Source organism: Rhodococcus sp. 008, assembly GCF_001682295.1.
GTDB lineage: Bacteria > Actinomycetota > Actinomycetes > Mycobacteriales > Mycobacteriaceae > Rhodococcus_F > Rhodococcus_F qingshengii.
On sequence record NZ_CP012749.1, the window covers coordinates 569,355 to 594,233 of the forward strand.

The following is a 24,879-nucleotide window of genomic DNA, read 5'->3' on the forward strand; positions in this document are numbered from 1 at the left end:
GTTGACGCTCACACTTCTGCATAATTCATTACCTACCGATCATTCGGTTGCCGATATCGACGATGAGATCGCGCAGGAACGCTCCGAGTCAGCCAAAAGCATGCACCGAGCACACCGGCAACGTCGCAGATCGAACAGCGTTTCTCCCCTGTTCCGACTTCGCAGTTTCACCGTGTCGGTGAACCACGTGACTGGCAGAAAGTAGCTCGATGACCACAACCAGAACTGGCACCAAGCCCGCCGCGAAGGAATACGACCGCGCCGCGATGGCGTCGATGGTCGGCACCACCGTCGAGTGGTACGACTTCTTCATCTACGCCCAAGCTGCAGCCCTGATCTTTGCCGACCTGTTCTTCAAGCCGATGGGCTCGGCCGGCCAGATCGTCTCCTACGTCACGGTCGGCATCAGCTTTGTCTTCCGTCCTCTCGGTGCCATCGTGGCCGGCTATCTCGGCGACAGGCTCGGCCGCAAACGTGTCCTGGTCGCGACGTTGGCGATGATGGGTGCCGCGACGGTTCTCATCGGCGTGCTGCCGACGTATGCCTCGATCGGAATCTGGGCACCGATCCTGTTGATCCTGCTTCGCGTCGTCCAAGGATTCTCGACGGGCGGCGAATGGGGCGGGGCCGCTCTTCTTGCCGTCGAACACGCACCCACCAAGCGTCGAGGATTCTTCGGAGCGTTCGTACAGATGGGAGTACCGCTCGGAATGTTGCTCGCCACCGGCGTTTTGGCACTGTGCACGTTCACCCTCACGGACGAACAGTTCACCACCTGGGGATGGCGAGTGCCGTTCCTGCTCAGCGTCGTGTTGATCGGCGTCGGCTTCTACATTCGAAGCAAGGTCAGCGAGTCACCCGTATTCGCCGAACTCAAGGAACGCCGCACCGAGAGCAACACGCCTATCCGAACTCTGTTCAAGAAACACCCGAAGCAGGTCGTACTCGCGGCGCTGTCCTTCATCGGCACAAACGGCAACGGCTACATGGTGATCGGCGGATTCATCGTCGCGTACGCAACCAAGACCTATGGCCTGGGTAAGACCGAACTACTGATTGCCACGCTCGCAAGTGCCGTCACGTGGGGCGTTTTCACCATGATCGGCGCCTACTGGTCGGATCGACGCGGCCGCACCACGGTGATGAACGTGGGCAACCTCGCAATGGTCCTCTTCGCGGTGCCGTTCTTCCTCCTCATCGACACCGGGAATCTCGGCTGGATCTACGTGGCGATGATCCTGTTCTCGGTCGGACTCGGGCTGTCGTACGGACCTCAACCCGCGTTGTTCGCCGAACTGTTCCCGGCTTCGATCCGTTACAGCGGTGCGTCGATCTCCTACGCGGTAGGCACCATCTTCGGCGGCGCCTTTGCTCCCACCGTCGCACAGTGGCTCCTCGGCAAGACCGGTGGCACCCTTGCCATCTCGATATACCTCGCCCTGCTGGCCGCGGTCTCGTTCGTCGCCACGATGCTCATCAAGGATCGATCAGGACGAGACCTGATGGTGTAATCGACCTGAATGTGGACGCCCAACGGCGTCGCGATGCCGGAGTTTGTCAGCCGAACTTTCGAAAGGCGAACTCCGGCAACTTCTTCGCAGCATTCGCTGTGCGCACGATCTTGTGGTTCTTGCCTCGCATCAGCGCCAGTTGGATCCGCGATTCGATCCAGAACGCGCCGCGAGGCGAGCGGTTCCAGGTCTTGTGCAGCAACGTCTTCGTCGCTGCGACGGCGTCCGGCGAGCGAACCGCGATCTGCGACAGCAGTTCCTGCGCCGGCTTGATCGGATTGTCGCTGACTCCGCTCACGAACCCCCACTCGAGAGCCTGATTTCCGTCGAACAGTTCAGCAGTCATGGCGAGGCGTTTCACGACGTCCATTGCCGCGAGTTCGCGCATCGTGACCGTTCCGGTCATGTCGGGGATCAATCCCCACTTCGCCTCCATCACCGAGAACGTGCAATCGGGGGTGGTGAATCGAAAGTCTGCGGCGAGCGCCAATTGCAGTCCCCCACCGAAGCAGTGCCCGTGAACGACCGCGATGACCGGCACGGGCAATTCGCGCCACACCCAGCACGCGCGTTGAAAGAGGTTGGTCTTCTGACCGGGAAATTTCGCGAAGGCCTTCGCCATGCGCCTCGGTTGCTTACCCGCAGAGGCGAAGTCCAACCCGGCCGAGAACGCGTCACCCGCGCCTTGAAGAATCACGCCCCGGATCGAACGATCAGCTTCGATAGTTCGAGCGGCGTCCACCAGGGCGTCGAGCATGTCCAGATCGAGACCGTTGAGTTTCTCCGGTCGGCTGAGCGTCACGTACGCCACCGACTGCACTACCTCGACACGAACGCGATCACTCACGGCTACTCCTTCGGTTAGACATACCCCCGACGAACTTACCTGAGAGTAAGTTCGTCGGGGGTCCGTCATGCCATCTCCGCAAGAAGTTCCATGGTCACTTTGCCGGCAGGATCCGAATCAGTGGATGAAGGCACGGCCACGACGGAGTCCACTCCCGCCGCTCGGTACGCCTCGAGTTGCTCGCGGGCATCGGCCGGAGTCCCGACGATTCCCACCGTTGCCACCATCGCGTCCGAGACCTGGCTCAAGAGCTCGCGCGGCGCGGCCCCGGCCCTGGCTGCCTCGATCACATCAGCGAAGCCCGCGCGGACGAACATGTCCGAGTACCCCGGAGCAGCCAGATACGGTACGAGCCCGCGTCGAAGTTGATCGATCGACACCTGTGACGGTCCATTCTCGGCGACGGCAGCCGGTGCCCACACCGACACGAAAGGCATGCCGGTTTCCAACTCGGCAGCGATTTCCTTGCACCGTGTGATCAGGCGCCCCGCTTGCTCCGGGCTGACCAGATTGAGCACCAGTTCGTCACCCAACTCCACGGCGGCCCGAAGAGCCTTGTCTCCGAATGCCGCAACGATCAGCCGCCCACCTGGCGGCTGAAGTCGCAGCCGATATCCGCTGGTCCGCATCACCGTTCCGGCGACTTCGCCCCGCTCACCGTTCATCAGCGCTCGCACACCGCGGGCGGACTCCGCAAGTGCACGTGCCGCCCCGGATCTGCTTCGCCCATGCCATTTCTCGACCACGACAGTGCTGGAAGTACCCAACGCGATCGATACGTCACGCCCGGTCAGGTCGGATACCGACGCCGCCCCGATCGCGATCATCGCCGGATCACGAACCGTCACCGCGAGCGGGCCGACCACTAGTTCGGAGTGCTCGAATCCGGTGCCGACTGACGTCGCCAGAGCAAAGGCGTCGTACGTCGCCATCTCCCCCACCCACACTCGGCCGAACCCGAGTCTGTCGGCGAGGCGTGCAGTAGCGGTCACCTCCTGCGGCGGACGGTCCTGCCACAACCCCAGGGAGATGTCGATGGTCGGCAAACCTCTACTCGAAGTCGGAGACAAGACCCATTCCCTCCAACAGTGTCGGACGGTCGTAGTACTCGAGCCACTCGGTGATCCGTCCGTCTGCCATGCTGAGGATTCCGACAACAGGAACGACGCCATGGGTACCGTCGAAGTGGAAGTCGTCCACTCGCTGCACAAATACCCTTCCGTCGATCACGCCGAGAGACTCGATCTTCAGTGTGATCCGTTCACACTTGCTTGCCAGTAACGCAATTCGGCCCGCAACGGCCTCCTTGCCGACAAGAGGTTCCTGCATGACGCTGTGGAGCACACCGTCCTCGGCGAACAAGTCGACGACGCGTGTCCAGTCCATGACGTCCCACGCCTGGAACATCTCACGCGCCAACGCAAGCTTGTCACTGTCGTTCATCACACTCATGCCACACTCTTCTGTCGAAGCTCACGCTTGAGGATCTTTCCGGTCGAATTGCGCGGCAGTTCTTTCCGAATCTCCAGCCGCTCGGGAAGTTTGTACGACGCAATGCGCTTGTCCTTCAGGAACGCGACCAGAGCGTCCAGCTCGAGTTCCGTCTCGGGCCGCAGCGTGACCACTGCTGCGACGCGCTCACCGAGTACTTCGTCGGGGTCGCCGATGACGGCCACATCCGCAACGGCCGGATGCTCGGCGATCAATCCCTCCAGTTCGGCTGGGGCGATGTTCATTCCGCCGCGGATCACGAGGTCCTTCCCCCGGTCCAGGTAGCGGAGAAACTGCCCGTGATCACCGGCAATCTCGAAGATGTCTCCGGTGCAGAGGAATCCGCGTTCGTCGAACGGAGACGGCCGATCGCCGAGATAGCCGGCAAAGACCGTCGGTCCGCTGATTCGCAACTCACCCGGGTGCCCGACTTCGGTGATGTCCTCGCCGGTGACCACGTCGACCAAGCGCACGTCCATCCAGTCGGAGATTCTGGTGCTCCAGCGAAAGTTCTCGACACCGAAGCGGGGGAAGTACCGTGCGCGGTCGTCCGGATCCGGCATGTCCGCAGGCGAGGAGAGCAGACTGATGCCTTCGTTGGATCCGAAGAAGTTGATGACTCCGATTCCGTATCGCTCCTGCCATCCCCGGACCATCGGAGGTTGCAGTGGCACCGAACCCGAACCGATCCGAGTCAAGCTCGACAGGTCGACCGCCGCGAGCATCGACTCGTCGGCGAGCAGCATCCACAACAGCGCAGGCGGCGCTACCGTGTACGTCACGCGCTCGGCCTCGATCTGCCCGAGGAAAACTCGAAGATCGAACGGGTGGTGCTGTACCAGTACACATCCCGTGCGGAGCCACGGCAGGAACATTCCGTTGATTCCGGCCATGTTGACCATCGGGAACGGGTTCAGCAAGACGTCGCCGACACCGATGTCGGGAGCGTCGATCGTGGCCCAGCAGATGGCCAGCCACTCGTAGTGCGAACGTGGGACCCCCTTCGGTTCGCTTTCGGTCCCGGAGGTCCAACAGATCGTCATCGCATCGTTGGGGTCGTTGGGATCTTCGGTGATTCGGACATCCAATTCACTGCGCTGTGTTTCGGTGGCCGCCCGAGGACTCAGCCCCACGACACCGGCCGGCAACTGGGCCGGAAGCTCGGATGCGGGAGCGTAGGCGAACACCGATCTCAGAGAGGGAATCCGGGATCTGATTGCAGCGATCTCCGTAGCAGGGAGTCTGTCACCAAAACTGGGTACGGTGACAAATGCTGCAAACGCCGCCTGGTTTGCCATTCCTTCCACTTCACGTTCGCGGTACTGCATGGGCAATGGCGAGACCACGATCCCCAGAGACCACGCTGCAAGGTAGACCTCGACCAATTCGACGGTATTGGGCATCTGCACGCCCAGAACATCTCCCCGGCCCAAACCCACCTCGGAGAAGCCGGCAGCGAGCGCGATGACTTCGCTCTCCAGTTGGTTCCAACTGAGGCGTCGCGGATCTCCGCCGGACAACTCGCTCCGGTTCGCCGGATCAACCACGGCAAGTTCGTCACCGCGTACCCGCACCTGCGCCCGGAACACCTGATCGATCGTCTCGTCGGACCACCACCCCTTCGAGGTGTATTCGTCCACCTTGACGCGAGGGTGCAATCCCCTGTGTGCCTTGTTCATTCGCGTACTCGTTTCAGTTCTCGTAACGGCCGGAAATGTCGATCACGTCGCCTTGCTTCTCGAACGCCTGGGTAGCGGCGTTCCACTCGAACGGCTGGAATGCCAGGATTCCCAATGCATGGTCCGCGGTCATCGTGAATTTGATTCCGTCGATGAACATCGGCGGGTGGTAGTCCTGCGTTCGTGCGGCACTCATGATGCTGGCGCGTGAGAGTCCGTCGGATGACTCAGAGGCCCGAGTGAAGTTGTCCACCAACAGGTCACCGATGGCCCAGCCGTTCACGGTGTAGCTGTTGGTCGGGGAATCGGCACCGTGAGCAGCCGCACCGGCCAGGTAGTCACGTACCGCCGCGTCATCCTTGTAGAGGGCGTTGTTGGGATCCTTGAGCCACACCATCACCTGCTGCCCGTCGGCAGCATCACCTGCGGGCGCATACAGCGTCGCACCGTCGACGCAGTTCGACGGTTGAATCACGGTGTCGGGCTTCCATCCGACACGTCCGATCGCCTGGGTGATCGCGAGGCAATCGGTGGTGACACCGGCCAGCACCAATACCTCGGCGCCACTGGCTTTGAGGGTCGATGCCGCCGTCTTGGGGTCGGTCAGCGCCTCTTCGGCTGCGATCTCGAAGTTCGTTCCTTCGATCGCGGACTTGAAGCCGTTGGCGATCCCTTGTCCGGACTCGGTCTGGTTCGTGGCCAAGGCAACCTTGGCGCCGCTCGGATACTTCTTCTTCAGGCTTTCGACCACTACCTCCATCTCGACGCCCGGATCCGGTAGATACTCCGTGGTCCACGGAAAGTCTTCGATCACCCGGAACTCGGGCATGCCTGCCTGCGCGAAGAGCAGTGGAACACAGGCAGTGGTCTGGTCGTCCGCGATGGCGTTCAACTGGCCTGCTCCGAACGTGCCCAGAACGTCGACCTTGTCCTTCTGAATGAACTCTCCGACATTGGCTTTGGCGCGCTCCGGGGAGAAGGCATCGTCCTTGACCACGACGTCGAGCTTGACGCCGCCGACGCCGCCGGCCGCGTTCTCGACCTCGAACCGTGCTCGCATTCCTTCGATCACGTTGCCGACCGCGTCGGCGAGCGGGCCGGACGTCGGACCACTCCACCCCACCGTGAGTTTGTCGGTGATCGGCGCCGCGGCACCACTGGGATCGCTGCAGTCGTCGACCGATACTGCTCCGGCCGAGGTCGACGTGTTGCTCTCTGCGTCGGAGTTACCTCCGCAGGCCGAAAGGAGTAGTGCCGCAGCGGCGATGACTGCGGGAATCGTGGTCTGCCTTTTCATATCGTCCAGTTCCTTGCTGTGAGTTGAGAGAAACGAGAGTGGGCGAGGGAGACGGCGCTCAGGTGCGGGGTTCACCTTCGCGATACTTGGGATGATCTGCGGGAACCACGAGGACAAACCGTCGGAGAACACTGTTGATCCGGCCGACGATTCCGTCCGGCATCAAGAACACGATCGCGATCAGCACCGCGCCGAACACCACTCCCGACACGGGGCCGTCGGTGACGCTTCCGGTGTAGTACGGCAGGAACACCACTGCCGTCGCCCCGACGATCGGGCCGAATTGCGTTGCGATTCCGCCCAACACCAGTCCGGTGATGAACTCGATCGACTTCATCAACGAAAAGGACTCGGGTGAGAGCGCGCCGATGTACATCGTGAACAGCGAACCTGCCAGACCGGTGATCGCGCCGGAAAGTCCGAAAGCGAGAATCTTGACCCGCGCGACGTTGATGCCGTTTGCACTCGCCGCAATCTCGTTGTCGCGCACCGCAACCATTGCCAGACCGAATCGACTCTTGACGAGATTGCGGATCAGGAGCATGACCACTGCCAGCGTCACTACCGAAACCCAGAAGATCCAGAGATAGGTGTCCGCGCGGGTCAAACCCGTCCATTTCGGCGGGACCAGAAGATTCGCACGAACGACCATGCCGGCCGCGCCACCGGTGAGATCCCCGGTCTTGCGGATCACTTCGGGAAACGCCACAGCGACGGCGAGGGTAACGAGAGCCAGATACAGCCCTTTGATCCGCAAGGAGGGAAGCCCGACGAGAAGTCCTAGTACGAAACACAATACGACTGCCATCGGGATTGTGGTCAACGGCGAGTATCCGCGATCGACGATCAGAACGCCGGTCGTGTACGCGCCGAGGCCGAAGAAGGCAGAATGGCCGATCGACAGAAGTCCGGTGTACCCGCTGACGATATTCAGTCCGGCGATGGCAATCGCGATGATGAAGACACTCGTGAACTGCCCTACGCGAAACGGCGCGCTCTGCGACACGAGGAGCAGGGCACAGACGGCAGCCACCAGCAGAACCAGTTGGAGTATCCGGTACGACGTCGATCCGGCAACTACCACACGCGGCTGCCTGACTGCCTTTTCGGCGACCGCGGGTTCATTTCTCTCGGCAAGCGTCGTCATACCCGCTCCAGTTTCTTGGTACCGAACAGTCCATTGGGTCTGACGAAGAGGATCACCACGATGATCAGTAGCGCGGATGTCTGCTGCAGCGAACCGCCGATGACCGAAATGTAGCCGCTGAGCATCGATTCCAGAACACCGATCGTCAACCCACCCACAACTGCGCCGACAAGACTGTCCAGACCGCCGAACAGCGCTGCCGCAGATGCTGCGATGAAGATCGGGAACATGGTCGTGAGGCCGAGTTGTTGCGGCGAGAGCGGAGTGACCAGGACACCGGCCAGTGCGCCGATCGCTGCCGCAACACCCCAGCCGATTGCGAGTATCCGGCTGGTCGGAACTCCGGCGAGAGTGGCAGATTCGGCATTGTCCGCGACGGCACGCATGTGCAGACCGACTCTCGTCTTGCGAAAGAGCAAGGACATCAACACAAGTAGGACAACGAGCGCAACCAGTACGCCCAGTGCGTCGCCGTACACGCGCGCGCCGCCCACCGAGATGTAGTCGGTGGGACCGTTGGGAAACGGGCTCGGCATGATCTTCGTTTCGCTCCCCCACAGCATTCCGGCCAACGAGTTGAGCCCGGTGAACAATCCCAGTGCCACTATCAGCACTGCCATGTCACTTCTACGTTGAACCGGCCGGATGAGCAGACGCTCCATCAACGCCCCGAGCAGGAAGCCGAGAGCGAGAGCCGCTCCGATCGCGGCCCAGATCGGCCAGGACATCGTTGTGAGCCACCACGCCACGAAGGTTGTGAACAGGGCCAACTCGCCCTGAGCGAAGTTGATCGTGCCGGTGGCACGGAACACCACCACGAGTGCCAGCGCGAGAATTGCGTAGATCGAGCCGTTGGTCAATCCGGAGATGAGTCGTTCGAGAAAGAGTGTCACCGTTTACTCCTGGTACCCGAGATAGGCGCTGCGCACGACGTCGTCCGAACGAAATTCCTCGGGCGTGCCGGCAGCGACGATGGTGCCTACGTCGAGCAGGAAGACCTTCGACGCGAGTTTCATCGCGAGATCGGCATTCTGTTCCACGATCAGCAGTGCAGTTCCGTCGCTCCGGTTGATCGCACCGAGCGTGTCGAACAATTCGGCGATGACGATGGGCGCCAGACCCAGGCTCGGTTCGTCGCACAAAAGAAGGGTGGGACGGCTCATCAATGCCCGCGCGACCGCGAGCATCTGCTGTTCACCGCCTGACAGCGAACCTGCCAACTGTGTGGACCTCCTCGCGAGCACCGGAAATGTCTCACACCACCGCTCGATGTCGGCCTCGATCTCCGCCTTGTCGTTGCGAAGCGCAGCGCCGACGAGCAGGTTGTCACGTACCGACAGTTGACCGAGAGTTCCACGGCCCTGTGGGACAAGGCTGACGCCGGCGGCCACGGCGCGTTCAGGTTTGGATCCGAGCGGCGAACCGTTGAAGGTGATCGTTCCCTGGTGCGGAATCAATCCGGCAAGCGCGCGCATCATGGTGGTCTTGCCGGCACCGTTCGCGCCGAGAACAACAGCGACCCCGCCGGGTTCCACGTCGAGCGACACCCCGTGCAGTACATTGCCTCGCCCGTAACCGGCATGCAGATCATCGACGCTCAGCAGGCTCATGCCGCTCGCCCCAGATAAGCATTGATCACGGCGTCGTTCTGCTGGATCTCCGCCGGAGTACCTTCAGCGATCTTGTGGCCGAAGTTCAGTGCGACAACGTGATCGGAGATACCCAGCACCAATCCCATGTGGTGTTCGACCAGAAGCGCTCCGAAGCCGAAGTCGTCGCGGAGCGAGACGATCAGTTCTCCCAACTCCTTGACTTCGCTGTGTGTGAGCCCGCCGGCGGGCTCGTCGAGCAGAAGCAGCGAAGGCTCGGACATCAATGCTCGTGCCAGTTCGACGCGCTTGAGTGTTCCGAACGGAAGGCCTGCTGCCGGCGCGTTCGCGACGTCGACGAGTTCGAGGCGTTCGAGCAGGTACCAGGCCTTCTCTCGCAGTTCTCGGACTCGGGCGCGCGCTGGAGGCCAGCCGAGAAGCCCGCTCGCCAGTCCGAAGCGGCCCCGAGACGATCCGCCGACCATGGTGTTGTCGAAGACGCTCATGCCGCTGAACAGTGCGAGATTCTGGAAGGTCCGAGCGATCCCTGCAGATGCCAATGCATAGGGCCGCAATCCCAAGAGGTCGGTTCCTTGCCAGGTGATGACACCGCGACTCGGTTCGTAAATCCTTGTGATGCAGTTGAACAGCGTGGTCTTACCAGCGCCGTTCGGCCCGATGAGTCCGCAGATCTGGCCGGCGTGGACGTCGAAGCCGACGTCGTCGAGAGCCGTGACTCCGCCGAATTCGATCGATACATCGGAGAGCGTGAGTACGACCGGGTCATTCGCAGGTTGTGCGGGTGGTGTGTTTCCAAGCATTGGTTTCACCTCCTCGTGACACTTCAATTAACAGTGTGATAGAGATTACTACAGTAAACAGAGGCACTCCGTCAACGTGCGGCCCCCGATCCGGAGCCGAGAAGGGACATCATCGTGAGGTCCAACAACATTCACGCAGTCGACAGCGGCGGGGGCCCAGACGTCAGGGACTACAGCCGGGTCGACGCTCTCGTCGCCAAGCAGGAAATCTACGAGGTTCTGGCTCGTTTCCTCCGAGCTGCCGATCGCGGAGACGTCGAGGACGCCAGGCGGTGTTATCTACCCGGCGCAACCGAAGACCACGGGGGTGTCTTCACCGGCACCGCCGACGACTACATCGACCACATCGCCGGGGCCATCACTCACCCACGGTCACTGACGACCCACGCAATGACCAACGTCCTGATCGAACTCGACGGGGCCACAGCACACGTCGAGTCCTACGTGCTTGCCTTCGCGCGAATCAAGCACTCGGACGGCATAGCCGACACACTCACCGCGGCGCGCCTGATCGACCGCTTCGGCTACGAGGACGGCAGGTGGGGAATCCGCCACCGCGCACTGCGGTGGGACTGGAACCACGACATGGCCACAGCCGAAGGCTGGATCTTCGGGATGCTCGCGCCTGAAACGTCTTTGAAGAAGAGCAAGAAATTTCCCGACGACCTCATCTACACACGGCAGACACAGGAGCACTCATGACAAGGTTTCGCGGAACGCCGATAGAGGGCGCGACTGTCCTCGTCACCGGCGCCAATCGAGGGCTCGGCTTGGCCTTCGTCCAACAGGCGAAGTCGATGGGTGCCGCCAAAATTTATGCAGGGGTGAGAAATCCCGACGAGGCGCCCGCCGAGCTGCGATCCACCGGAGCACACATCGTCGAACTCGACGTGACCGATCCAGGACTCGTCGATGCAGCGGCCAGGGCGTGCGGTGACACCACAGTGGTCGTCAACAATGCCGGACTGTTCACCGGGAATCGGTTGATCGAGGCCGACGACCAAGCGGCTGCGCGAGCCGAGATGGAGGTCAACTACTTCGGGCCTCTGACGATGATCCGCGCCTTCGCGCCGGTACTCGCCGCCCGCGGCGGAGGATCGATAGTCAACGTCCTGTCGGTGGCCGCAATCGCTCCGACCGCCTTCATGGGTGGCTATTCACCGGCCAAGGCGGCTGCTCTGTCGCTCGGCGGCATCGCTCGCGCCGAACTCGAACCGCACGGCATCACCGTCACGTCGTTGATCGTCGGCAGCGTCGATACCCGCATGGCGTCACATGTTCAGGGCCACAAGGAAAATCCTCTGGACATCGCCGCGACCGGACTCGCCGCCACGCAACGCGGTGAGTGGACGTGCGACACAGATTTCATGGCAATCGATGCCCGTGCGCGTCTGGCACGCGACCCGATTCGGTACGAACGCGGTCTGGGCAAGCTCCTCTTCGCCGGCGAACTGACCACTCGATCATGAGCGATCCGATTCGTGTTGCCCAGTGGGCGACCGGTGCCATCGGCAAGACAGCGCTACGCGGAATCATCGATCGTCCCGACCTCGAGTTGGTCGGCCTGTACGTGTACAGCGACGCCAAGGCGGGTCGAGACGCCGGTGACATCGCCAGACGAGCACCGACGGGGGTGATCGCTACACGCGACGTGGACGAGATCATCCGCTCGCGCCCACAGGTTCTCATCCACAGTCCGCGTTTGCAGATTCCGTACGAACGCCACGACGACGATCTGTGCCGTCTGCTTCGCGCCGGGATCAACGTGATCACGACGGCCGGGCAGCACTTCCCCCGCGCACACGGCACCGAACGCGAGCACATGTTCGCCCAAGCATGCAAGGAAGGCGATTCGACGCTCTACGGGGTCGGCGTGAGCCCAGGTGTCATCGGCGAGCGATTGGCGTTGGCGCTGACGGGAACATCGATCGAACTCGACCGAATTACGATCGACGAGGTGCTCGACGCTCGCGGCATGCCTGACCCCGACTTCGCGTTCACCGTCATGGGAATGGGTTCGCCCCCGGAGGAACTGGACGGAACCGGGCCGTTGCCCTCGCTGTATGCGTCGCTGTACCTCGAGACCATCGCGTTCATGTGCGAGCGCCTGGGCGTCACCTACGACGAGGTCGTGTCCGATCACAGGGTCGTTCCGGCACGTACGGATCTCGACGTCGCCGCCGGACGCATCGCCGCGGGAACCGTCGGAACCACCGAATGGCGCTGGCACGCAATGGTCGACGGAAAGCAGTTCCTCACCCTCGCCATCATCTGGACCATGGAACCTGATCGCGACGAATACGCGGGACGGGACCAATGGGAAGTCCACCTCTTCGGCAAACCCGAGATCGTGATGACCGTCAACCTGGTCGAACCACAAGATCCGAACAGTCGCACAACAGCCGGTCAGTTCATCACTGCAGGCCCGGCACTACGCGCCGTCGAGCATGTACTCGCTGCTCCCGTCGGCATTTTCGAACCCCCTGTCTTTGCCCCCTTCAGATTGGAGCATTCAGCATGACAACTCAGCCGACGGCCGTAGGTTCGACTGCCACCCGTGAACCTGCCACCCGTGAACCTGCTGTCCGTGAACCTTCCGTGAACGCGCTCCTGCCCGACGGTCGCCCCGTGCAGAATCTGGAAGACTTGCTGCGCAGCCGGGCGATTGCCAGTCCGGAGAGCACCGCCGTCATCTCCGATGACGGGCGTACCAGTTTCCGTGAACTCGACATCGAAACAAATCGTGTCGCGAATGCACTTCTGCGCGATGGTGTTCGACCCGGCGACCGGGTGGCGTACATCGGGGCCAATGCACCGTCTTTCCTCTCCGTCCTGTACGGATCTTCGAAGATGGGCTCGATCCTGACGGCCGTCAACAATCGGCTGGCACCGGGCGAGGTCGACTACATCCTGAGCAACAGCGAGCCGACCGTCGTCGTACTCGGAGCAGGCGATGAGGGCCTCTCCGACGTCGCCGCGGCGGTCGGTAGCGTCCGTACCGTCGTCACGGTGGACGGTTCCGGAAACTCGATCTCGTGGAACGACTGGCTTTCCGGTGTCGGCGACGACGATCCGGGGTCGTCGCGCCGCCCCGACGACACAGCGCTGATCTTCTACTCGTCGGGAACCACCGGTCACCCCAAGGGAATCGAACTCACCGGCGCCAACCTCGGCCGCGCCCTCGCCACCATGTATCACCTGCTCGATCTCGACACCGACTCCGTGGCTATGTGCCCGGTTCCGTTCTTCCATGTGGCCGGACTGGGTCTCGCCCTGGTCACCACGCTCGGCGGTGGCGCTCTACTGCTCGAGACCATCGCCGGACCTCTCGAACTCGTCGCGCTGATGCAGGAGTACAAAGTCACGCATGCGGTCGCCGTTCCCGCGGTGATCAGCGTCCTGACCTCCCTTCCGGCTGTGCGCGAGGCAGATTGGAGTGCCCTGCAGTTCCTGGTCTACGGAGCCGCGCCGATGCCACTGCCCCTGTTGCAAGACGCGACCGAGGTCTTCGGGTGTAGTTTCCTGCAGGCATACGGACTCACCGAGTCGACCGGCGGCGTCACCATGCTGACCCCGGAAGATCATCGGGCGACCGACGAGTCGACCGCGCATCGGTTGAAGTCCGTCGGGCAGCCGATGTTCGGAGTGCCCATCCGCATAGTCGATCCCGTGACGCTGGAAGACGTCCCGGTCGGTAACCGCGGCGAGGTCGTCATCGGCGGCGCTCACGTCATGAAGCGTTACTGGCGTAACGAAGCAGCCACTGCGGCCACCATGTTGGACGGTGACTGGCTTCGCACCGGAGACGGCGGATCGTTCGACGAGGACGGCTATCTCTACCTCCACGACCGCCTCAAGGACATGATCGTCTCCGGCGGTGAGAACGTCTATCCGGCCGAGGTGGAGAGTGTTCTCTCCGGGCACCCCGGCATCCGCGAGGTCGCGGTAGTCGGCGTTCACTCCGATCGGTGGGGTGAGACTCCCCTTGCCGTGGTCGTTCGAGCTGCTGATTCGGATGCAACCGAAGCGGAGATCATCGAGTGGTCACGCGAGCGACTGGCTCACTTCAAGTGCCCCAGTGCAGTTCGGTTCATCGAGGAGCTGCCACGCAACGCTAGCGGGAAGCTGCTCAAGACTCGTTTGCGACAGGACTTCGCTTGAGTCCATGACACGAATTCGGGGCCGGTCGCTTCGAGCGATCGGCCCCGAATTCTGTCGTTCGATGTGAAGCACGCTCAGCGTGGGTGAATCCGGAACTCCACGCCGCCGACACTCAGCCCGGGCTCGACGGCAGACGCGCCGCTCGACGCCGCCAGATCGATTGCAGTGAGCATCGACCGCTCCCCCGGAACGAACGACACGACGCGTGATCCCAGCCTGATCGAGAGTGGTTGCGCCGAGACCGGTTTCTTTCCGAACACTTCGGCCCACAGCGTCGCCGTCCTGGCCGGATCGGGCGAGGACACGTCGACGCCGAGGATGTCGTCGACCCAGGGATCGAGGGAAACCTCCTTCTCCGTCTCATCCCAGAACCACTCGTCGGCGTCGGGAATCTCGTCGAGTTCTACGAGCAGTCCGAGATCACCGGGATGAAGTTGGACGATCCGGTGACCGTAGGCCTCGAGATCTGCCACCGTCCGAACATCGGCCGCAGCTGCACGTTCCAGATAGGGCTCGATGTTCGAAACCTGGATCGAGAGTGCATAGCCGCCCTCCCCTCCGCCCTTGCGGATCCATCTCGCCAGCGAGACCTTCTCGTCGAGCGGCGCGACGATCTCGAGAAATGCCTGCGGCCCGACGGCCAAGGTCTCGTCGGCCAAACCGATGTCTTCGAGCAGTGGATCCGCGAATCCTGGTGCCAGATTCAATGCTTCGCGCAATTGGTGACCGGTCTTGTCCACGTCTCGTGCACCGATCACCACCTGTCGCAGGATCTCCCACGTGCCCGCGTCGTGCGTGCCCGTCACAGTCCGACCGCTTCGGCGGCGGTGTCGGCACTCTGCCAGCGTCGGAGCTCGGCACCCGGAGCCCACGTCGAGTGCGTACCACTCGAAATTCGTTCGGGAAGGCGAAGTTTACACAACGGTCCGTCTCCGACGCGGGCAGCGTCGAAGATCAAGCAGAAGGACGCATCCTCGTTCATGTCAGTGGTCAACGTGATGAGATAGCCGTCGTCTTCGGCGGTACCACCCACGCGCGGCGCCATCGAAGTCTCGCTGCCGTACACACCGTCACCGAAGGAGAATCGTTCCTCGTTGCCCGTCAGCAGATCGTGTTTGACCAAGCCGTCGAACAGGAACCACGACGGTTTACCCGAAGCCGCATAGGCGTATCGGTACTTCTCGCCCGCGAAATTCCCGTTCATCATGCCGAATTCGGTGATCGAGTCACTGAGTTGCTCTTCACGCGTGGCTCCGGTGACCAGGTTCAAACGCCAGCGGTGAAGCCGGGTCTGCATACGATCGAGAGCGAGGAAACGGAAGGCGCGCTCCCACTGATTGCCCATACCGTTGTCCGACGGTTCCGGATCACCCTGGTAGAAACCGTCCAGAACAATCTCGTCGCCCTCTTCGTAGGCGTTCACGAAGTGCAGGACATAGGTCGGATCGGCTTCGAACCACTTGATGTCAGAGGTATTTCCGCGGCGTGGGACGACTCCGAGACGCAGCGGGATATCGGGATGGAAATTCGCGACGTGCGCGCCCTTCTCCAGCAGAACCGGATCCCAGAACAAGGGGCAGTCGTTGAGGATCGCGTAGTTCTCCGTGAAGGCCATGTCGTGCGGCAAGCGCGGACCGGGAAGTGGGACGTCGACGTAGTGGACCAACTCGTTGGCCGAGTCCACGACGCCGTAGTGCATGTACGGCGCTTCCTTGCTGTAGTTGAAGAACAGCATTTCTCCGGTCTTGTCGTCCACCTTCGGATGCGCGGACACACCCCATTCGAAGGGGAACTTGCCGTTCCAGCTTTCCTTGCCGAGTGTCTCCGCCGACATCGGATCGAGACGATACAGATCTCCGCACTGGTAGAAGCTGGTGAGAGCAGTCCCCCGGTGAACGACGACGTCGGTGCTGGACGCGTCCTTCATCCGGGTGCGCGCACCCTTGCCGCCCTCGGGGCGACTGAGTTTGGGAGACTCGGCAAGCCCGGCCCACAACGCAGCGCCGGCGTCCTGCTCGGCCGCCAAGCCGTCGGTACGTACGAATCGGTTGCGGTAGAACGACTCTCCGTCGCGAAAGCCCACGATGTGAATCATGCCGTCACCGTCGAAGGGGTGATACGCCTTCATCGAGGGATGGAGCGGATTCTCGGTGTTACGCAGGTAGACACCGTCGAGGTCTTTCGGAACCTCACCGAATACGACTTCGAGGTTGTCCGCTTTGAACTCGGTGGTCTGGGGTTGCCACGGGCCGGTGCGATACGGGTGATCGTCATCGGTGGGAAGGGTGGACAACAACTTGCCTACGATTTCGACGTCCATGGAATTCTCTTTTCGACTGATGGGGAAAGGCTGGGTTGGGCTGCACTTTCAGGAAACTGCGTCGACGACAAAACTGACGGTGGTGGCCGTACTTCCACCGAAGTTGAGCGTCGCAAAGCGGCTCGCACCCTCGACTTGGAAACCGCCGGCCGTTCCCGTCACCTGATGGGCCGCGTCGAGAAGCATTCGAACACCACTGGCACCCACCGGATGACCACCGCCGATCAGACCGCCGCTGGGGTTGATCGGTAGCTTGCCGCCCATGGCGATGTCACCACTCTCGATGGCTTTCCACGACTCGCCGGGCGCGGTCAGACCGATGTGGTCGATCGCGAGATACTCACTCGCCGTGAAACAATCATGTGTTTCGATCCCGTCTATCCCGGCCAGGTCGACTCCGGCCCGGGAGAAGGCACCCATCACCGCATCCCGAACGTGTGGCATCACGTAGGGATTATCGGCGTCGCGGGCCAGCTTCTGCTCGAGACCTAAACCAACTGTCCGGTGACCCCAGCCCGCGATCTGGGCCAGCGGAGTCGCCGCGGCATCAGGATGCTCTCGGAGGTACTTGTCCGTCACCAGCACAACCCCGGCGCCACCGTCGGTCACCTGACTGCAATCGAATCGTCGAACACCACCTTCCACAACGGGATTGGTGGTGTCGTCACCACCCGCATTTCCGAGTAGATCGGGCACCGCCCAACCGCGTGTCTGCGCGTTGGGGTTGTTCTTCGCGTTTGCGAAGTTGATCTGCGAGATCGCGCGAAGGTGAGATTCGTCGATCCCGTAACGCCGCCCGTACTCCTTCGACACACGGTCGAACATGTACGGCCACATGAATTTTGCTTCCTGACCTTCGTGTCCGACCCAGGCTGCAGCGCCCAGATGGCCAGCCGCGTCATCACCCGGAACCGTCTTCTCCAGTTCGATACCCATCACCAGAGCCACGTCGTAGTTGCCGGCGCGCAGGTCTGCCATCGCTGCAAGTACAGCGATACTGCCCGATGCGCACGCCGCCTCGTGCCGAGACGAGGGCACACCCCACAGGTCTGGATGCACGGTGGCGGGCATCGCGCCCAGCTGACCTTGGCCGGCAAACAATTGCCCGAAGGCATTACCGACGTGGATCACCTCTATGTCGGTGGCAGGAACCTTCGCCGCGTCCAGGGTGTGGTTCACCACCTCTTCGGCAAGGTTCGCGAAATCGAGTTCCTCACGGGTGAAGTTCCGTGCGAAGTCGGATTGGTACCCGCCGAGAATCCAAATGTTCGAAACAGTCATGACCTCTCCCCTTGCCGATCCGGCCTCGGTGACGTCACCGAGATACCCGCGCAACGGCGGTTGTAATTTCACCGCAACCGTACTACAACTAGCAGAGTAACTCTACTAATTGAAGGGTTGAAAATGACTGATGCTTTTGTCCTCGACTACGTGCGAACGCCGCGCGGTCGAGCATCGGCGCGAGGCGCCCTCCACGAACACAGCCCAGTCGATCTTGTCGTCCACCTGGCCAAGGCTTTGCAGGGTCGAACGAACCTCGCCGCAGAACAGATCGACGACGTCGTTCTCGGTTGCGCATCGCAGGTGGACGAGCAGGGCGCGAACATCGCTAGAACTGCCGCACTCCTTGCCGGTTGGGGCGACTCCGTCCCCGGCGCAACCCTCAACCGTTTCTGCGCATCCGGCGTCGACGCAGTTGGCCAGAGCGCGGCCCGCATTCGCGGCGACGACGTGTCCCTCGTCGTGGCCGGTGGCGTCGAAAGCGTCTCCCGGACTCCGATGTTCAGTGATCGCGGACCGCTGTGGACCGATCCGGCAACTATCGCGCAGATCGGTTCCATCCATATGGGTGTTGCCGCCGACTTGAATGCCACGATCGAGGGGTACTCCCGCGACGAGTTGGATGCGTACGGCGTCGAAACCCAGCACAAGGCTGCCGAGGCCTGGCGCAACGGCGCATTCGAGCGGTCCGTTGTGCCTGTCCCCGGCAGAAATGGTGAAGCCGGAATCGCGCACGACGAACTGGTCAGGGCAGAGACGACGGCAGAGGGACTCGCCGCGCTGCCTCCGGCCTTCGAAGGGCTCGGCGCCGCCGGTCAGGATGCACTCGCGCTCGCCGCCTACCCTGAGGTCGGCAAGATCGAACACCTGCACACCGTCGGATCCTCTCCCGCCATGGCCGACGGCGCAGCGCTCCTACTCCTCGGATCCGAGAAAGCCGCGGCGAGAGCCGGCTTGACCCCTCGCGCACGGATCATCGGATCCGCCTCGACTTCGGTGAATCCGGTCCTCATGCTCACTGCGGGCCAGAGCGCCGTGGAGGCAGTCATCGCGCGAGCCGGGCTTCGTCCACAGGACATCGACGTGTTCGAGTTCGCAGAGGCGTTCTCCGCACTCTGCCTACGGTTCCGCCGCGATCTTGACGCCGGGCCGGACCGCATGAACCCCAACGGAGGCACGATGGCGATGGGCCATGCATTCGGCGCCACCGGAGCAATTCTCGTCGGCGCATGTGTCGACGAACTGGTACGGAGCGACGGACGCTACGGTGTGGCCGCGGTCAGCGGCGCCGCCGGTGTCGGAGTCGCGGTGCTCGTCGAACGGATCGCCTCATGACCGTCAGTTCACTCTCCGTCCGCGTTGCCGTCGTCACGGGAGGGGGTAAGGGCCTCGGCCGTGCCGTCGCACTGCATCTCGCGAGCCGAGGGGTCACGGTGATCGTCAACAATCGAAATCGCACACTCGATTCGAGCGGCCGAGGCCCTGCAGATCAGGTTGTCGACGAAATCCTCGAAGCCGGTGGACAGGCCGTCGCCAACCACGACGACGTCACCGACCCCGAGGTCGGCCGAAAGTTGGTGGACGACGCTCTCACTCGGTTCGGACGACTCGACTTCTGCATCACCAGCGCCGCGGTCAGCGGTCCACAGATGCTTCATCGCACCACCGCCGAGAACCTCAGCACCGTCATCACGACAAACGTCGTCGGAACCGCACTGGTCGCCGCCGAAGCCTCCCGAGTGATGCGCGAAGCCGGATTCGGGCGCATCGTGATGATTGCCTCGACCGCAGGACTGCACGGAGAACCCACCGTGTCCGCCTACGCCGCCAGCAAGGGTGCCGTCATCGCATTGGGACGCACCGCAGCCGGCGAAGGAGCGAGTCGCAATGTGTTCACCAATGTCGTACTGCCCTATGCCACTACGCAGATGACCGAATCCGGAATGGCTCCACGATTCATCGACATCATGGGGGCCGACCTGGTAGCCCCGGTGGTCACCGCCCTCGTCGATCCCGAGTCCACGACCAACGGGCAGGTGATCGTCACGGCAGGCAACGGGGTGCGTTCGGCAGACGCCGTCGAGGGCTCGACCGAATTCTTGCCCACCACCACAGAACTCGATGCCAAAGCGCTCGACGCGCTACTCGTGACCAGCCGACTCGGCGCTCCTCACACCTATCCGAGCGCACAGGAAGCCTTCGCGGACTTCGCTTCCGAACTGCTCGACCACCACAATCGGAAAGCGCGCGCATGACCGACATCCCACTGGGCGATCTTGCACTGAACTTCGGTGTGAGCGCACTCGCCGTCCTCGTCTTCATCGCAGTCGTGATGGCCGTCGCCATCCGGATGAACAATCACTCGATCATCGACATCTGCTGGGGGCCTGGCTTCGCCGTCGTCGCCGTCGTCTCGTACCTGACGTCCATCGGGTCGGACGGCAACGATCTGCGTCGCCTCGTCGTGCTGGCTCTGACCGTGGTGTGGGGAATGCGACTCGGCCTCTACATCGGCTTCCGAAACCGTGGGCACGGGCAGGACAAGCGCTACACTGCCCTGCTCAAACATCAACAGGGACCGCTGGTTCCGTTCCTGATTCGCAAAATCTACGGCCTCCAGGGCGTTCTCATTCTCGTGGTGTCGCTGCCCGTCCAGTTCGCGATGTACGAGTTTCGCGCCCTCGGAGTCCTCGGCGCGATCGGCATCGCGGTCTGGACCGTCGGCTTCGTCTTCGAATCGGTTGGAGACTACCAACTTTCCCGCTTCAAAGCTGATCCGGCCAATGCCGGGAAGGTGATGGACCGTGGGCTCTGGGCCTGGACCCGCCATCCCAACTACTTCGGTGATGCATGCGTCTGGGTCGGACTGTTCATCCTCGCGCTTGGTGATCCATTGGCGCTGATCACGATCGTCTCTCCGATCGTCATGATCAAACTGCTGGTGAGCTACAGCGGTAAGGCCCTTCTCGAACGCGGCATGCGCAAGAGCAAGGGGCAGGCCTACGACGACTACGTCGCCCGGACCAGCGGATTCTTACCTCGTCCACCCCGTCCGGCACGAAACCACGCGTCGTGAGCGCCCCCACGAGTGGTCTCGCCGACGTCTTCGATCTGGAATCGACCGGCCCGGACCGGTGGCAAGGGTCGAACGACGGTGTTCGGCTGCCTCAGCTGTTCGGCGGCCAACTGGTAGCCCAGTCGATTCTCGCAGCCGGGCACACGGTTACCGACGGCAAAGCGATCAGTTCCGTCCACACCCACTTCCTTCGCCCGGGGTCGACGAATCGCGCGACCGAGTTCTCGGTAGATCGCCTTCGGGACGGAAAACGCCTGTCCACCAGAGGCGTCGACGTCCACCAGGACGGACGACTCGTCTGCCGTTCGACGGTCTCTGCCTCCTCGATCGACGAGGGCATCACTCACAGTCGCGCAGTACCTACCGCACTCCCGCCCGCTGAGTGCGTGACGTTGCAGGAGTTGGCCGAGGCAGACGGTGGGTTGGGAGAGGTGTGGGAGGAGTTCTCCGCCATCGAGATTCGTGTGTCCCCCATCGATTCGCAGTCCCCCACGACGCATTCGGCGGCGCCTCCGCGCAACATCTGGATGCGTTCGGCTCAGCGGCTGAGCGACGATCCACTGATTCACGTGGCTGCTCTCGCCTATGCCAGTGATCTGATGCTGATGGCAACCGCGCTGACTCCGCACGGCTACGACATCGGGCAGGAGCACTCGCTCGACACGGACTGGACTGGTGTGTCCCTCGATCACACGATGTGGTTTCAACGCCCTGTGCGGGCGGACGAGTGGCTGCTCTTCGAGCACTCGACCCCCACAGCTCACACCGGCAGAGCAGTAGTGAATGCGGCGGTCTTCGATCGATCCGGACTCCAGATCTGCCAGATCACTCAGGAAGCGTTACTCATTGCCCGCACCGAGTGATTCCCGACTCTTTCTGCAGACCATTCGGTACGGTCTCGCGGTGCCGCAGGGTGCGCGGCCTATGATTTCGGGGTGGTACGAGTGAATGCAGCCGGATCTTCGACACCCACCGCGTCGGCGGGCGTCACCGAGTTGCCTGCCGGCGGTCCGAACGCACTGGCCGTCACGCTCGGGTTGTTGGGGGACGAGTGGAACCTCTGGATTCTGCGATTCGCCCTGTTGGGGTCGCGGCGATACAACGACTGGCTCGCCCTCGGGGGAATCTCCAACTCCGTATTGTCCTCACGGTTGGCGGTCCTGACGGCCGGCGGAATGCTCGAGCGTCGTGAGTATCAGCAGAACCCGCCCAGGCACGAATACTCGGTCACCCGCAAAGGGCAGTCGATCTGGCCCGTCCTCATCACCATGTGGTCGTGGGAGAAGCAGTGGGCGCCCAATGAAACCCAGCCGCTTCCACCACTGCGGCACAGCACCTGCGGAAACGACTTCACCCCGATCCTGCGCTGCAAGGAGTGCGGCGAGGACGTGGACGTACGATCCCTGGACTCCCAAATGGGTCCGAGTGGGGACTTCTCACGCAGTGTCCCGGAAGCAACATCGCGGCGACGCTCCACCAAGTCCGAACGCCGTCCGGAGATTCTGGCTCACACGATGGAACTTGTCGGCAATCGCTGGTCAGCGGCGATCATCGGTGCAGCTTTCCGAGGCGCTCGCCGCTACGGAGAGTTCGCCGAGATCACCGGTGCACCACCGGCGATAGTCGCGGATCGCTTGAAGCACCTCACCGAGATCGGTGTAATGGAAACGCGTCCGCTTCCGGATCGCCCACAGTGGTCGGAGTATCGACTCACCGCCAAGGGCACGGCGTATTTCCCCGTGGTGATGTGCATGATCTCCTGGGGTCAGCGTTGGTTCAGATCCGCGGACGGCCCGGACATCGTTCTCCATCACAAGGCCTGCGGTAAACGGTTCGAAGCGCGCTTGGGTTGCAGTGTGTGTGGTGAAGAGTTGAGGTCTTCGGACATCGAGGCCGTCGACCTCACCACCTCGGTTCACGTACCCGGGTCCGGCTGGTCCTGAGGTCCCCGCTCAGCCGGCAGTGCGGATCCGGTCGAAGCTCCGGCCTCGGTGTTCGAGCGGCAGCCTGTCCCCTCGCCCGAACAGTTTGTTGCGCAGCGTTCCCTCGTCGTAGTCGCTCTGGTAGGCACCTCGTTTGGTCAGCTCCGGAATCACATGCTCCACAATGTCTTCGAAGGTTCCGGGAGTCACCGCGTACGCGAGATTGAAACCGTCGACGTCGGTCTCGGACACCCACTCCTGCAATTCGTCGGCGACCTCCGCGCCGGAACCGACAACGATCGGGCCGAGCCCGCCGATGCCCGCCCACTCCGCGATGTCCCCCACCGTCCATTCGCCACCTTTCTCGTCGGCCTGACGAAACGATGCGACCGCGGATTGAATGGCATTGCTCTCGACGTTCCCGATCGGTTCGTCCGCTCGGTATCCGGAGAGGTCGATTCCCATCCACCCCGAGGTGAAAACGAGCGCGCCTTCACTACTCGCGTAGCTGCGGTAGTCCTCGAGCTTCGCCTGGGCCAACTCAGGGGTTCGGTCGGTGATGATCGTCAACAGTGTGTAGATGCGGGCCGAGTACGGATCTCGCCCGACCTTCGTCAGTTCGTTTCGGATTCGGGCAACGGTGTCTTTGAGAATCGCCTTTGTCGGTGCACCGACAAAAATTGCTTCGGCATTCTCGGCGGCGAACCGAACCCCGCGAGGCGACGCGCCGGCCTGGAAGATGACCGGCGTCCGCTGCGGAGAAGGTTCGGAGATGTGGATGCCCGGAACGGTGAAGTGCTTGCCTTCGTGCTCGATCGGATGAACCTTGGCGGGGTCTGTGTAGACCCCGGTGGTTCTGTCACGCACCACCGCGTCGTCTTCCCACGACGTTTCCCACAACTTGTAGAGAACTTCGAGGTACTCGTCCGCGTGGTCGTAGCGATCGTCGTGCTGGAGTTGGTCGTCCTCGCCCATGTTCCGTGCGGCCGAGGGGAGGTATCCGGTGACCACGTTCCACCCGATTCGCCCGTTCGTCAGGTGGTCGAGGGTGCTCAAGCGCCGAGCGAACGGGTAGGGATGCTCGAAAGCTGTACCTGCGGTGATCCCGAAGCCCAAGTGCTCGGTCACGGCAGCCATCGCCGACGCCAGCAGTAGCGGGTCCGAGACCGGTACCTGCGCGCCCTGCCGCAGCGCTGCGTCGTGATTGCCGCCGTACACGTCGTACGTTCCCAACACGTCGGCCAGGAACAGCCCGTCGAATCGTCCACGCTCGAGGAGCTTCGCCAATTCCGTCCAGTACCTCAGATCCGTGTACCTGGACGACTGGTCCTCCGGGTGGCGCCACAGACCTGGTGATTGGTGGGCGACGCAGTTCATGGCAAAGGCGTTGAAGCGGATTCTGCGGGTCATTCCCGCACGATGCCGTGCCTGCTCCGCGGTGAACACCATTGCGATCAGTGCGATCGGTTCGGCTCCTGCTTGCACCCGGCGATACCGTCGACTTCGCGACCTCGTCGGCGGGCCGCTACACTGACTAGCGCAGCTGTGACGCCCGAGGCTTCGTGCCGACAGGTCGAGCGGACGCAACAGCAGTATCGGGAAGCGAAAACCCCGGCAGCACAGGGTTTTCAGCGCTTGTCGGTACGCTCCCCGCCCTCGTAGCTCAGGGGATAGAGCATTCCTCTCCTAAAGGAAGGGTCGCAGGTTCGAATCCTGCCGAGGGCACCAGGTGGGACT

At 62.4% G+C, this 24,879-nt stretch carries 23 protein-coding genes and 1 tRNA gene; 11 read left to right on the forward strand and 13 right to left on the reverse strand.

Annotation, left to right across the window (positions count from 1 at the left end; genetic code table 11):
* The first annotated feature begins 209 nt into the window (after nucleotides 1–209).
* Nucleotides 210–1,511 carry an MFS transporter gene (locus AOT96_RS02605; RefSeq protein ID WP_007727683.1) on the forward strand — a complete coding sequence of 434 codons (1,302 nt, stop codon included), beginning with the start codon at nucleotides 210–212 and terminating at the stop codon, nucleotides 1,509–1,511.
* A gap of 46 nt (nucleotides 1,512–1,557) precedes the next feature.
* Here the strand turns inward: AOT96_RS02605 and AOT96_RS02610 are convergent, their stop codons facing one another.
* The 9 genes from AOT96_RS02610 to AOT96_RS02650 form a co-directional block, all read right to left on the reverse strand.
* Entirely contained in the window at nucleotides 1,558–2,358 is an 801-nt protein-coding gene (locus tag AOT96_RS02610) for a crotonase/enoyl-CoA hydratase family protein (protein ID WP_042451070.1), read from the reverse strand.
* A 65-nt stretch (nucleotides 2,359–2,423) separates the two neighbouring features.
* Nucleotides 2,424–3,428 (reverse strand): LLM class F420-dependent oxidoreductase, encoded by a 1,005-nt coding sequence (locus tag AOT96_RS02615; RefSeq protein WP_231917386.1) that lies wholly within the window; start codon nucleotides 3,426–3,428, stop codon nucleotides 2,424–2,426.
* Nucleotides 3,409–3,810 carry a nuclear transport factor 2 family protein gene (locus AOT96_RS02620; RefSeq protein ID WP_021345212.1) on the reverse strand — a complete coding sequence of 134 codons (402 nt, stop codon included), beginning with the start codon at nucleotides 3,808–3,810 and terminating at the stop codon, nucleotides 3,409–3,411. Before AOT96_RS02620 ends, AOT96_RS02615 begins: the two co-directional genes overlap by 20 nt.
* Entirely contained in the window at nucleotides 3,807–5,528 is a 1,722-nt protein-coding gene (locus AOT96_RS02625) for a class I adenylate-forming enzyme family protein (protein ID WP_030534908.1), read from the reverse strand. Before AOT96_RS02625 ends, AOT96_RS02620 begins: the two co-directional genes overlap by 4 nt.
* A gap of 13 nt (nucleotides 5,529–5,541) precedes the next feature.
* On the reverse strand, nucleotides 5,542–6,825 hold the full coding sequence (locus AOT96_RS02630; protein ID WP_065351260.1) for an ABC transporter substrate-binding protein: 1,284 nt from the start codon (nucleotides 6,823–6,825) through the stop codon (nucleotides 5,542–5,544).
* 58 nt (nucleotides 6,826–6,883) lie between these two features.
* Nucleotides 6,884–7,972: a branched-chain amino acid ABC transporter permease gene (locus AOT96_RS02635; RefSeq protein WP_030534909.1), complete on the reverse strand. Its 1,089-nt coding sequence runs from the start codon at nucleotides 7,970–7,972 to the stop codon at nucleotides 6,884–6,886.
* Nucleotides 7,969–8,865 (reverse strand): branched-chain amino acid ABC transporter permease, encoded by an 897-nt coding sequence (locus tag AOT96_RS02640; protein WP_003940241.1) that lies wholly within the window; start codon nucleotides 8,863–8,865, stop codon nucleotides 7,969–7,971. The genes AOT96_RS02635 and AOT96_RS02640 overlap by 4 nt, the downstream gene beginning before the upstream one ends.
* A 3-nt stretch (nucleotides 8,866–8,868) precedes the next feature.
* Nucleotides 8,869–9,582, reverse strand: a complete 714-nt coding sequence (locus AOT96_RS02645) for an ABC transporter ATP-binding protein (RefSeq protein ID WP_003939931.1) — start codon at nucleotides 9,580–9,582, stop codon at nucleotides 8,869–8,871.
* Nucleotides 9,579–10,382, reverse strand: a complete 804-nt coding sequence (locus tag AOT96_RS02650; RefSeq protein WP_003940309.1) for an ABC transporter ATP-binding protein — start codon at nucleotides 10,380–10,382, stop codon at nucleotides 9,579–9,581. Before AOT96_RS02650 ends, AOT96_RS02645 begins: the two co-directional genes overlap by 4 nt.
* A 114-nt stretch (nucleotides 10,383–10,496) precedes the next feature.
* On the opposite strand from AOT96_RS02650, the gene AOT96_RS02655 reads away from it, so the two are divergent.
* Genes AOT96_RS02655 through AOT96_RS02670 form a run of 4 tightly spaced genes read left to right on the forward strand, consistent with a single transcriptional unit; the run spans nucleotide 10,497 to nucleotide 14,543 of the window.
* On the forward strand, nucleotides 10,497–11,084 hold the full coding sequence (locus AOT96_RS02655; RefSeq protein WP_042451074.1) for a nuclear transport factor 2 family protein: 588 nt from the start codon (nucleotides 10,497–10,499) through the stop codon (nucleotides 11,082–11,084).
* Nucleotides 11,081–11,851 carry an SDR family oxidoreductase gene (locus tag AOT96_RS02660; RefSeq protein ID WP_042451076.1) on the forward strand — a complete coding sequence of 257 codons (771 nt, stop codon included), beginning with the start codon at nucleotides 11,081–11,083 and terminating at the stop codon, nucleotides 11,849–11,851. Before AOT96_RS02655 ends, AOT96_RS02660 begins: the two co-directional genes overlap by 4 nt.
* Complete coding sequence (locus AOT96_RS02665; protein ID WP_058037864.1) at nucleotides 11,848–12,903, forward strand: NAD(P)H-dependent amine dehydrogenase family protein; 1,056 nt, start codon at nucleotides 11,848–11,850, stop codon at nucleotides 12,901–12,903. The genes AOT96_RS02660 and AOT96_RS02665 overlap by 4 nt, the downstream gene beginning before the upstream one ends.
* Nucleotides 12,900–14,543 carry a long-chain-fatty-acid--CoA ligase gene (locus AOT96_RS02670; protein WP_083197578.1) on the forward strand — a complete coding sequence of 548 codons (1,644 nt, stop codon included), beginning with the start codon at nucleotides 12,900–12,902 and terminating at the stop codon, nucleotides 14,541–14,543. Before AOT96_RS02665 ends, AOT96_RS02670 begins: the two co-directional genes overlap by 4 nt.
* Nucleotides 14,544–14,617: 74 nt before the next feature.
* Here the strand turns inward: AOT96_RS02670 and AOT96_RS02675 are convergent, their stop codons facing one another.
* Genes AOT96_RS02675 through AOT96_RS02685 form a run of 3 tightly spaced genes read right to left on the reverse strand, consistent with a single transcriptional unit; the run spans nucleotide 14,618 to nucleotide 18,144 of the window.
* The gene (locus tag AOT96_RS02675) at nucleotides 14,618–15,349 is read right to left on the reverse strand and encodes a hypothetical protein (RefSeq protein ID WP_021345221.1); all 732 of its coding nucleotides are present in this window, start codon (nucleotides 15,347–15,349) and stop codon (nucleotides 14,618–14,620) included.
* Complete coding sequence (locus AOT96_RS02680; protein WP_065351261.1) at nucleotides 15,346–16,863, reverse strand: carotenoid oxygenase family protein; 1,518 nt, start codon at nucleotides 16,861–16,863, stop codon at nucleotides 15,346–15,348. Before AOT96_RS02680 ends, AOT96_RS02675 begins: the two co-directional genes overlap by 4 nt.
* Before the next feature lie 48 nt (nucleotides 16,864–16,911).
* A complete protein-coding gene (locus tag AOT96_RS02685; protein ID WP_030534916.1) occupies nucleotides 16,912–18,144 on the reverse strand; it encodes an acetyl-CoA acetyltransferase in 1,233 nt (410 codons plus the stop codon).
* Nucleotides 18,145–18,267: 123 nt separating this feature from the next.
* On the opposite strand from AOT96_RS02685, the gene AOT96_RS02690 reads away from it, so the two are divergent.
* The 5 genes from AOT96_RS02690 (at nucleotide 18,268) to AOT96_RS02710 (ending at nucleotide 23,163) form a co-directional block, all read left to right on the forward strand.
* Nucleotides 18,268–19,479: an acetyl-CoA C-acyltransferase gene (locus AOT96_RS02690; RefSeq protein WP_030534917.1), complete on the forward strand. Its 1,212-nt coding sequence runs from the start codon at nucleotides 18,268–18,270 to the stop codon at nucleotides 19,477–19,479.
* Nucleotides 19,476–20,399 carry an SDR family NAD(P)-dependent oxidoreductase gene (locus AOT96_RS02695; RefSeq protein ID WP_065351262.1) on the forward strand — a complete coding sequence of 308 codons (924 nt, stop codon included), beginning with the start codon at nucleotides 19,476–19,478 and terminating at the stop codon, nucleotides 20,397–20,399. The genes AOT96_RS02690 and AOT96_RS02695 overlap by 4 nt, the downstream gene beginning before the upstream one ends.
* Nucleotides 20,396–21,220: a DUF1295 domain-containing protein gene (locus AOT96_RS02700; RefSeq protein ID WP_042451087.1), complete on the forward strand. Its 825-nt coding sequence runs from the start codon at nucleotides 20,396–20,398 to the stop codon at nucleotides 21,218–21,220. Before AOT96_RS02695 ends, AOT96_RS02700 begins: the two co-directional genes overlap by 4 nt.
* A complete protein-coding gene (locus AOT96_RS02705) occupies nucleotides 21,217–22,083 on the forward strand; it encodes an acyl-CoA thioesterase (protein ID WP_065351263.1) in 867 nt (288 codons plus the stop codon). The genes AOT96_RS02700 and AOT96_RS02705 overlap by 4 nt, the downstream gene beginning before the upstream one ends.
* An 81-nt stretch (nucleotides 22,084–22,164) precedes the next feature.
* Entirely contained in the window at nucleotides 22,165–23,163 is a 999-nt protein-coding gene (locus tag AOT96_RS02710) for a winged helix-turn-helix transcriptional regulator (protein WP_003940366.1), read from the forward strand.
* Nucleotides 23,164–23,172: 9 nt separating this feature from the next.
* Here the strand turns inward: AOT96_RS02710 and AOT96_RS02715 are convergent, their stop codons facing one another.
* The gene (locus AOT96_RS02715) at nucleotides 23,173–24,552 is read right to left on the reverse strand and encodes an LLM class flavin-dependent oxidoreductase (protein WP_047272629.1); all 1,380 of its coding nucleotides are present in this window, start codon (nucleotides 24,550–24,552) and stop codon (nucleotides 23,173–23,175) included.
* Nucleotides 24,553–24,794: 242 nt separating this feature from the next.
* On the opposite strand from AOT96_RS02715, the gene AOT96_RS02720 reads away from it, so the two are divergent.
* A tRNA-Arg gene (locus tag AOT96_RS02720) sits at nucleotides 24,795–24,870 on the forward strand.
* The last annotated feature ends 9 nt before the right edge of the window (nucleotides 24,871–24,879 follow it).

What these genes read in the sequence shown, in the direction of transcription:
- AOT96_RS02605 (WP_007727683.1), top strand. Translation starts at nt 210, where the DNA reads ATGACCACAACCAGAACTGGCACCAAGCCCGCCGCGAAGGAATACGAC.
- AOT96_RS02620 (WP_021345212.1), bottom strand. Translation starts at nt 3,810, where the DNA reads ATGAGTGTGATGAACGACAGTGACAAGCTTGCGTTGGCGCGTGAGATG.
- AOT96_RS02625 (WP_030534908.1), bottom strand. Translation starts at nt 5,528, where the DNA reads ATGAACAAGGCACACAGGGGATTGCACCCTCGCGTCAAGGTGGACGAA.
- AOT96_RS02630 (WP_065351260.1), bottom strand. Translation starts at nt 6,825, where the DNA reads ATGAAAAGGCAGACCACGATTCCCGCAGTCATCGCCGCTGCGGCACTA.
- AOT96_RS02635 (WP_030534909.1), bottom strand. Translation starts at nt 7,972, where the DNA reads ATGACGACGCTTGCCGAGAGAAATGAACCCGCGGTCGCCGAAAAGGCA.
- AOT96_RS02645 (WP_003939931.1), bottom strand. Translation starts at nt 9,582, where the DNA reads ATGAGCCTGCTGAGCGTCGATGATCTGCATGCCGGTTACGGGCGAGGC.
- AOT96_RS02650 (WP_003940309.1), bottom strand. Translation starts at nt 10,382, where the DNA reads ATGCTTGGAAACACACCACCCGCACAACCTGCGAATGACCCGGTCGTA.
- AOT96_RS02660 (WP_042451076.1), top strand. Translation starts at nt 11,081, where the DNA reads ATGACAAGGTTTCGCGGAACGCCGATAGAGGGCGCGACTGTCCTCGTC.
- AOT96_RS02665 (WP_058037864.1), top strand. Translation starts at nt 11,848, where the DNA reads ATGAGCGATCCGATTCGTGTTGCCCAGTGGGCGACCGGTGCCATCGGC.
- AOT96_RS02670 (WP_083197578.1), top strand. Translation starts at nt 12,900, where the DNA reads ATGACAACTCAGCCGACGGCCGTAGGTTCGACTGCCACCCGTGAACCT.
- AOT96_RS02680 (WP_065351261.1), bottom strand. Translation starts at nt 16,863, where the DNA reads ATGGACGTCGAAATCGTAGGCAAGTTGTTGTCCACCCTTCCCACCGAT.
- AOT96_RS02685 (WP_030534916.1), bottom strand. Translation starts at nt 18,144, where the DNA reads ATGACTGTTTCGAACATTTGGATTCTCGGCGGGTACCAATCCGACTTC.
- AOT96_RS02690 (WP_030534917.1), top strand. Translation starts at nt 18,268, where the DNA reads ATGACTGATGCTTTTGTCCTCGACTACGTGCGAACGCCGCGCGGTCGA.
- AOT96_RS02695 (WP_065351262.1), top strand. Translation starts at nt 19,476, where the DNA reads ATGACCGTCAGTTCACTCTCCGTCCGCGTTGCCGTCGTCACGGGAGGG.
- AOT96_RS02700 (WP_042451087.1), top strand. Translation starts at nt 20,396, where the DNA reads ATGACCGACATCCCACTGGGCGATCTTGCACTGAACTTCGGTGTGAGC.
- AOT96_RS02715 (WP_047272629.1), bottom strand. Translation starts at nt 24,552, where the DNA reads ATGACCCGCAGAATCCGCTTCAACGCCTTTGCCATGAACTGCGTCGCC.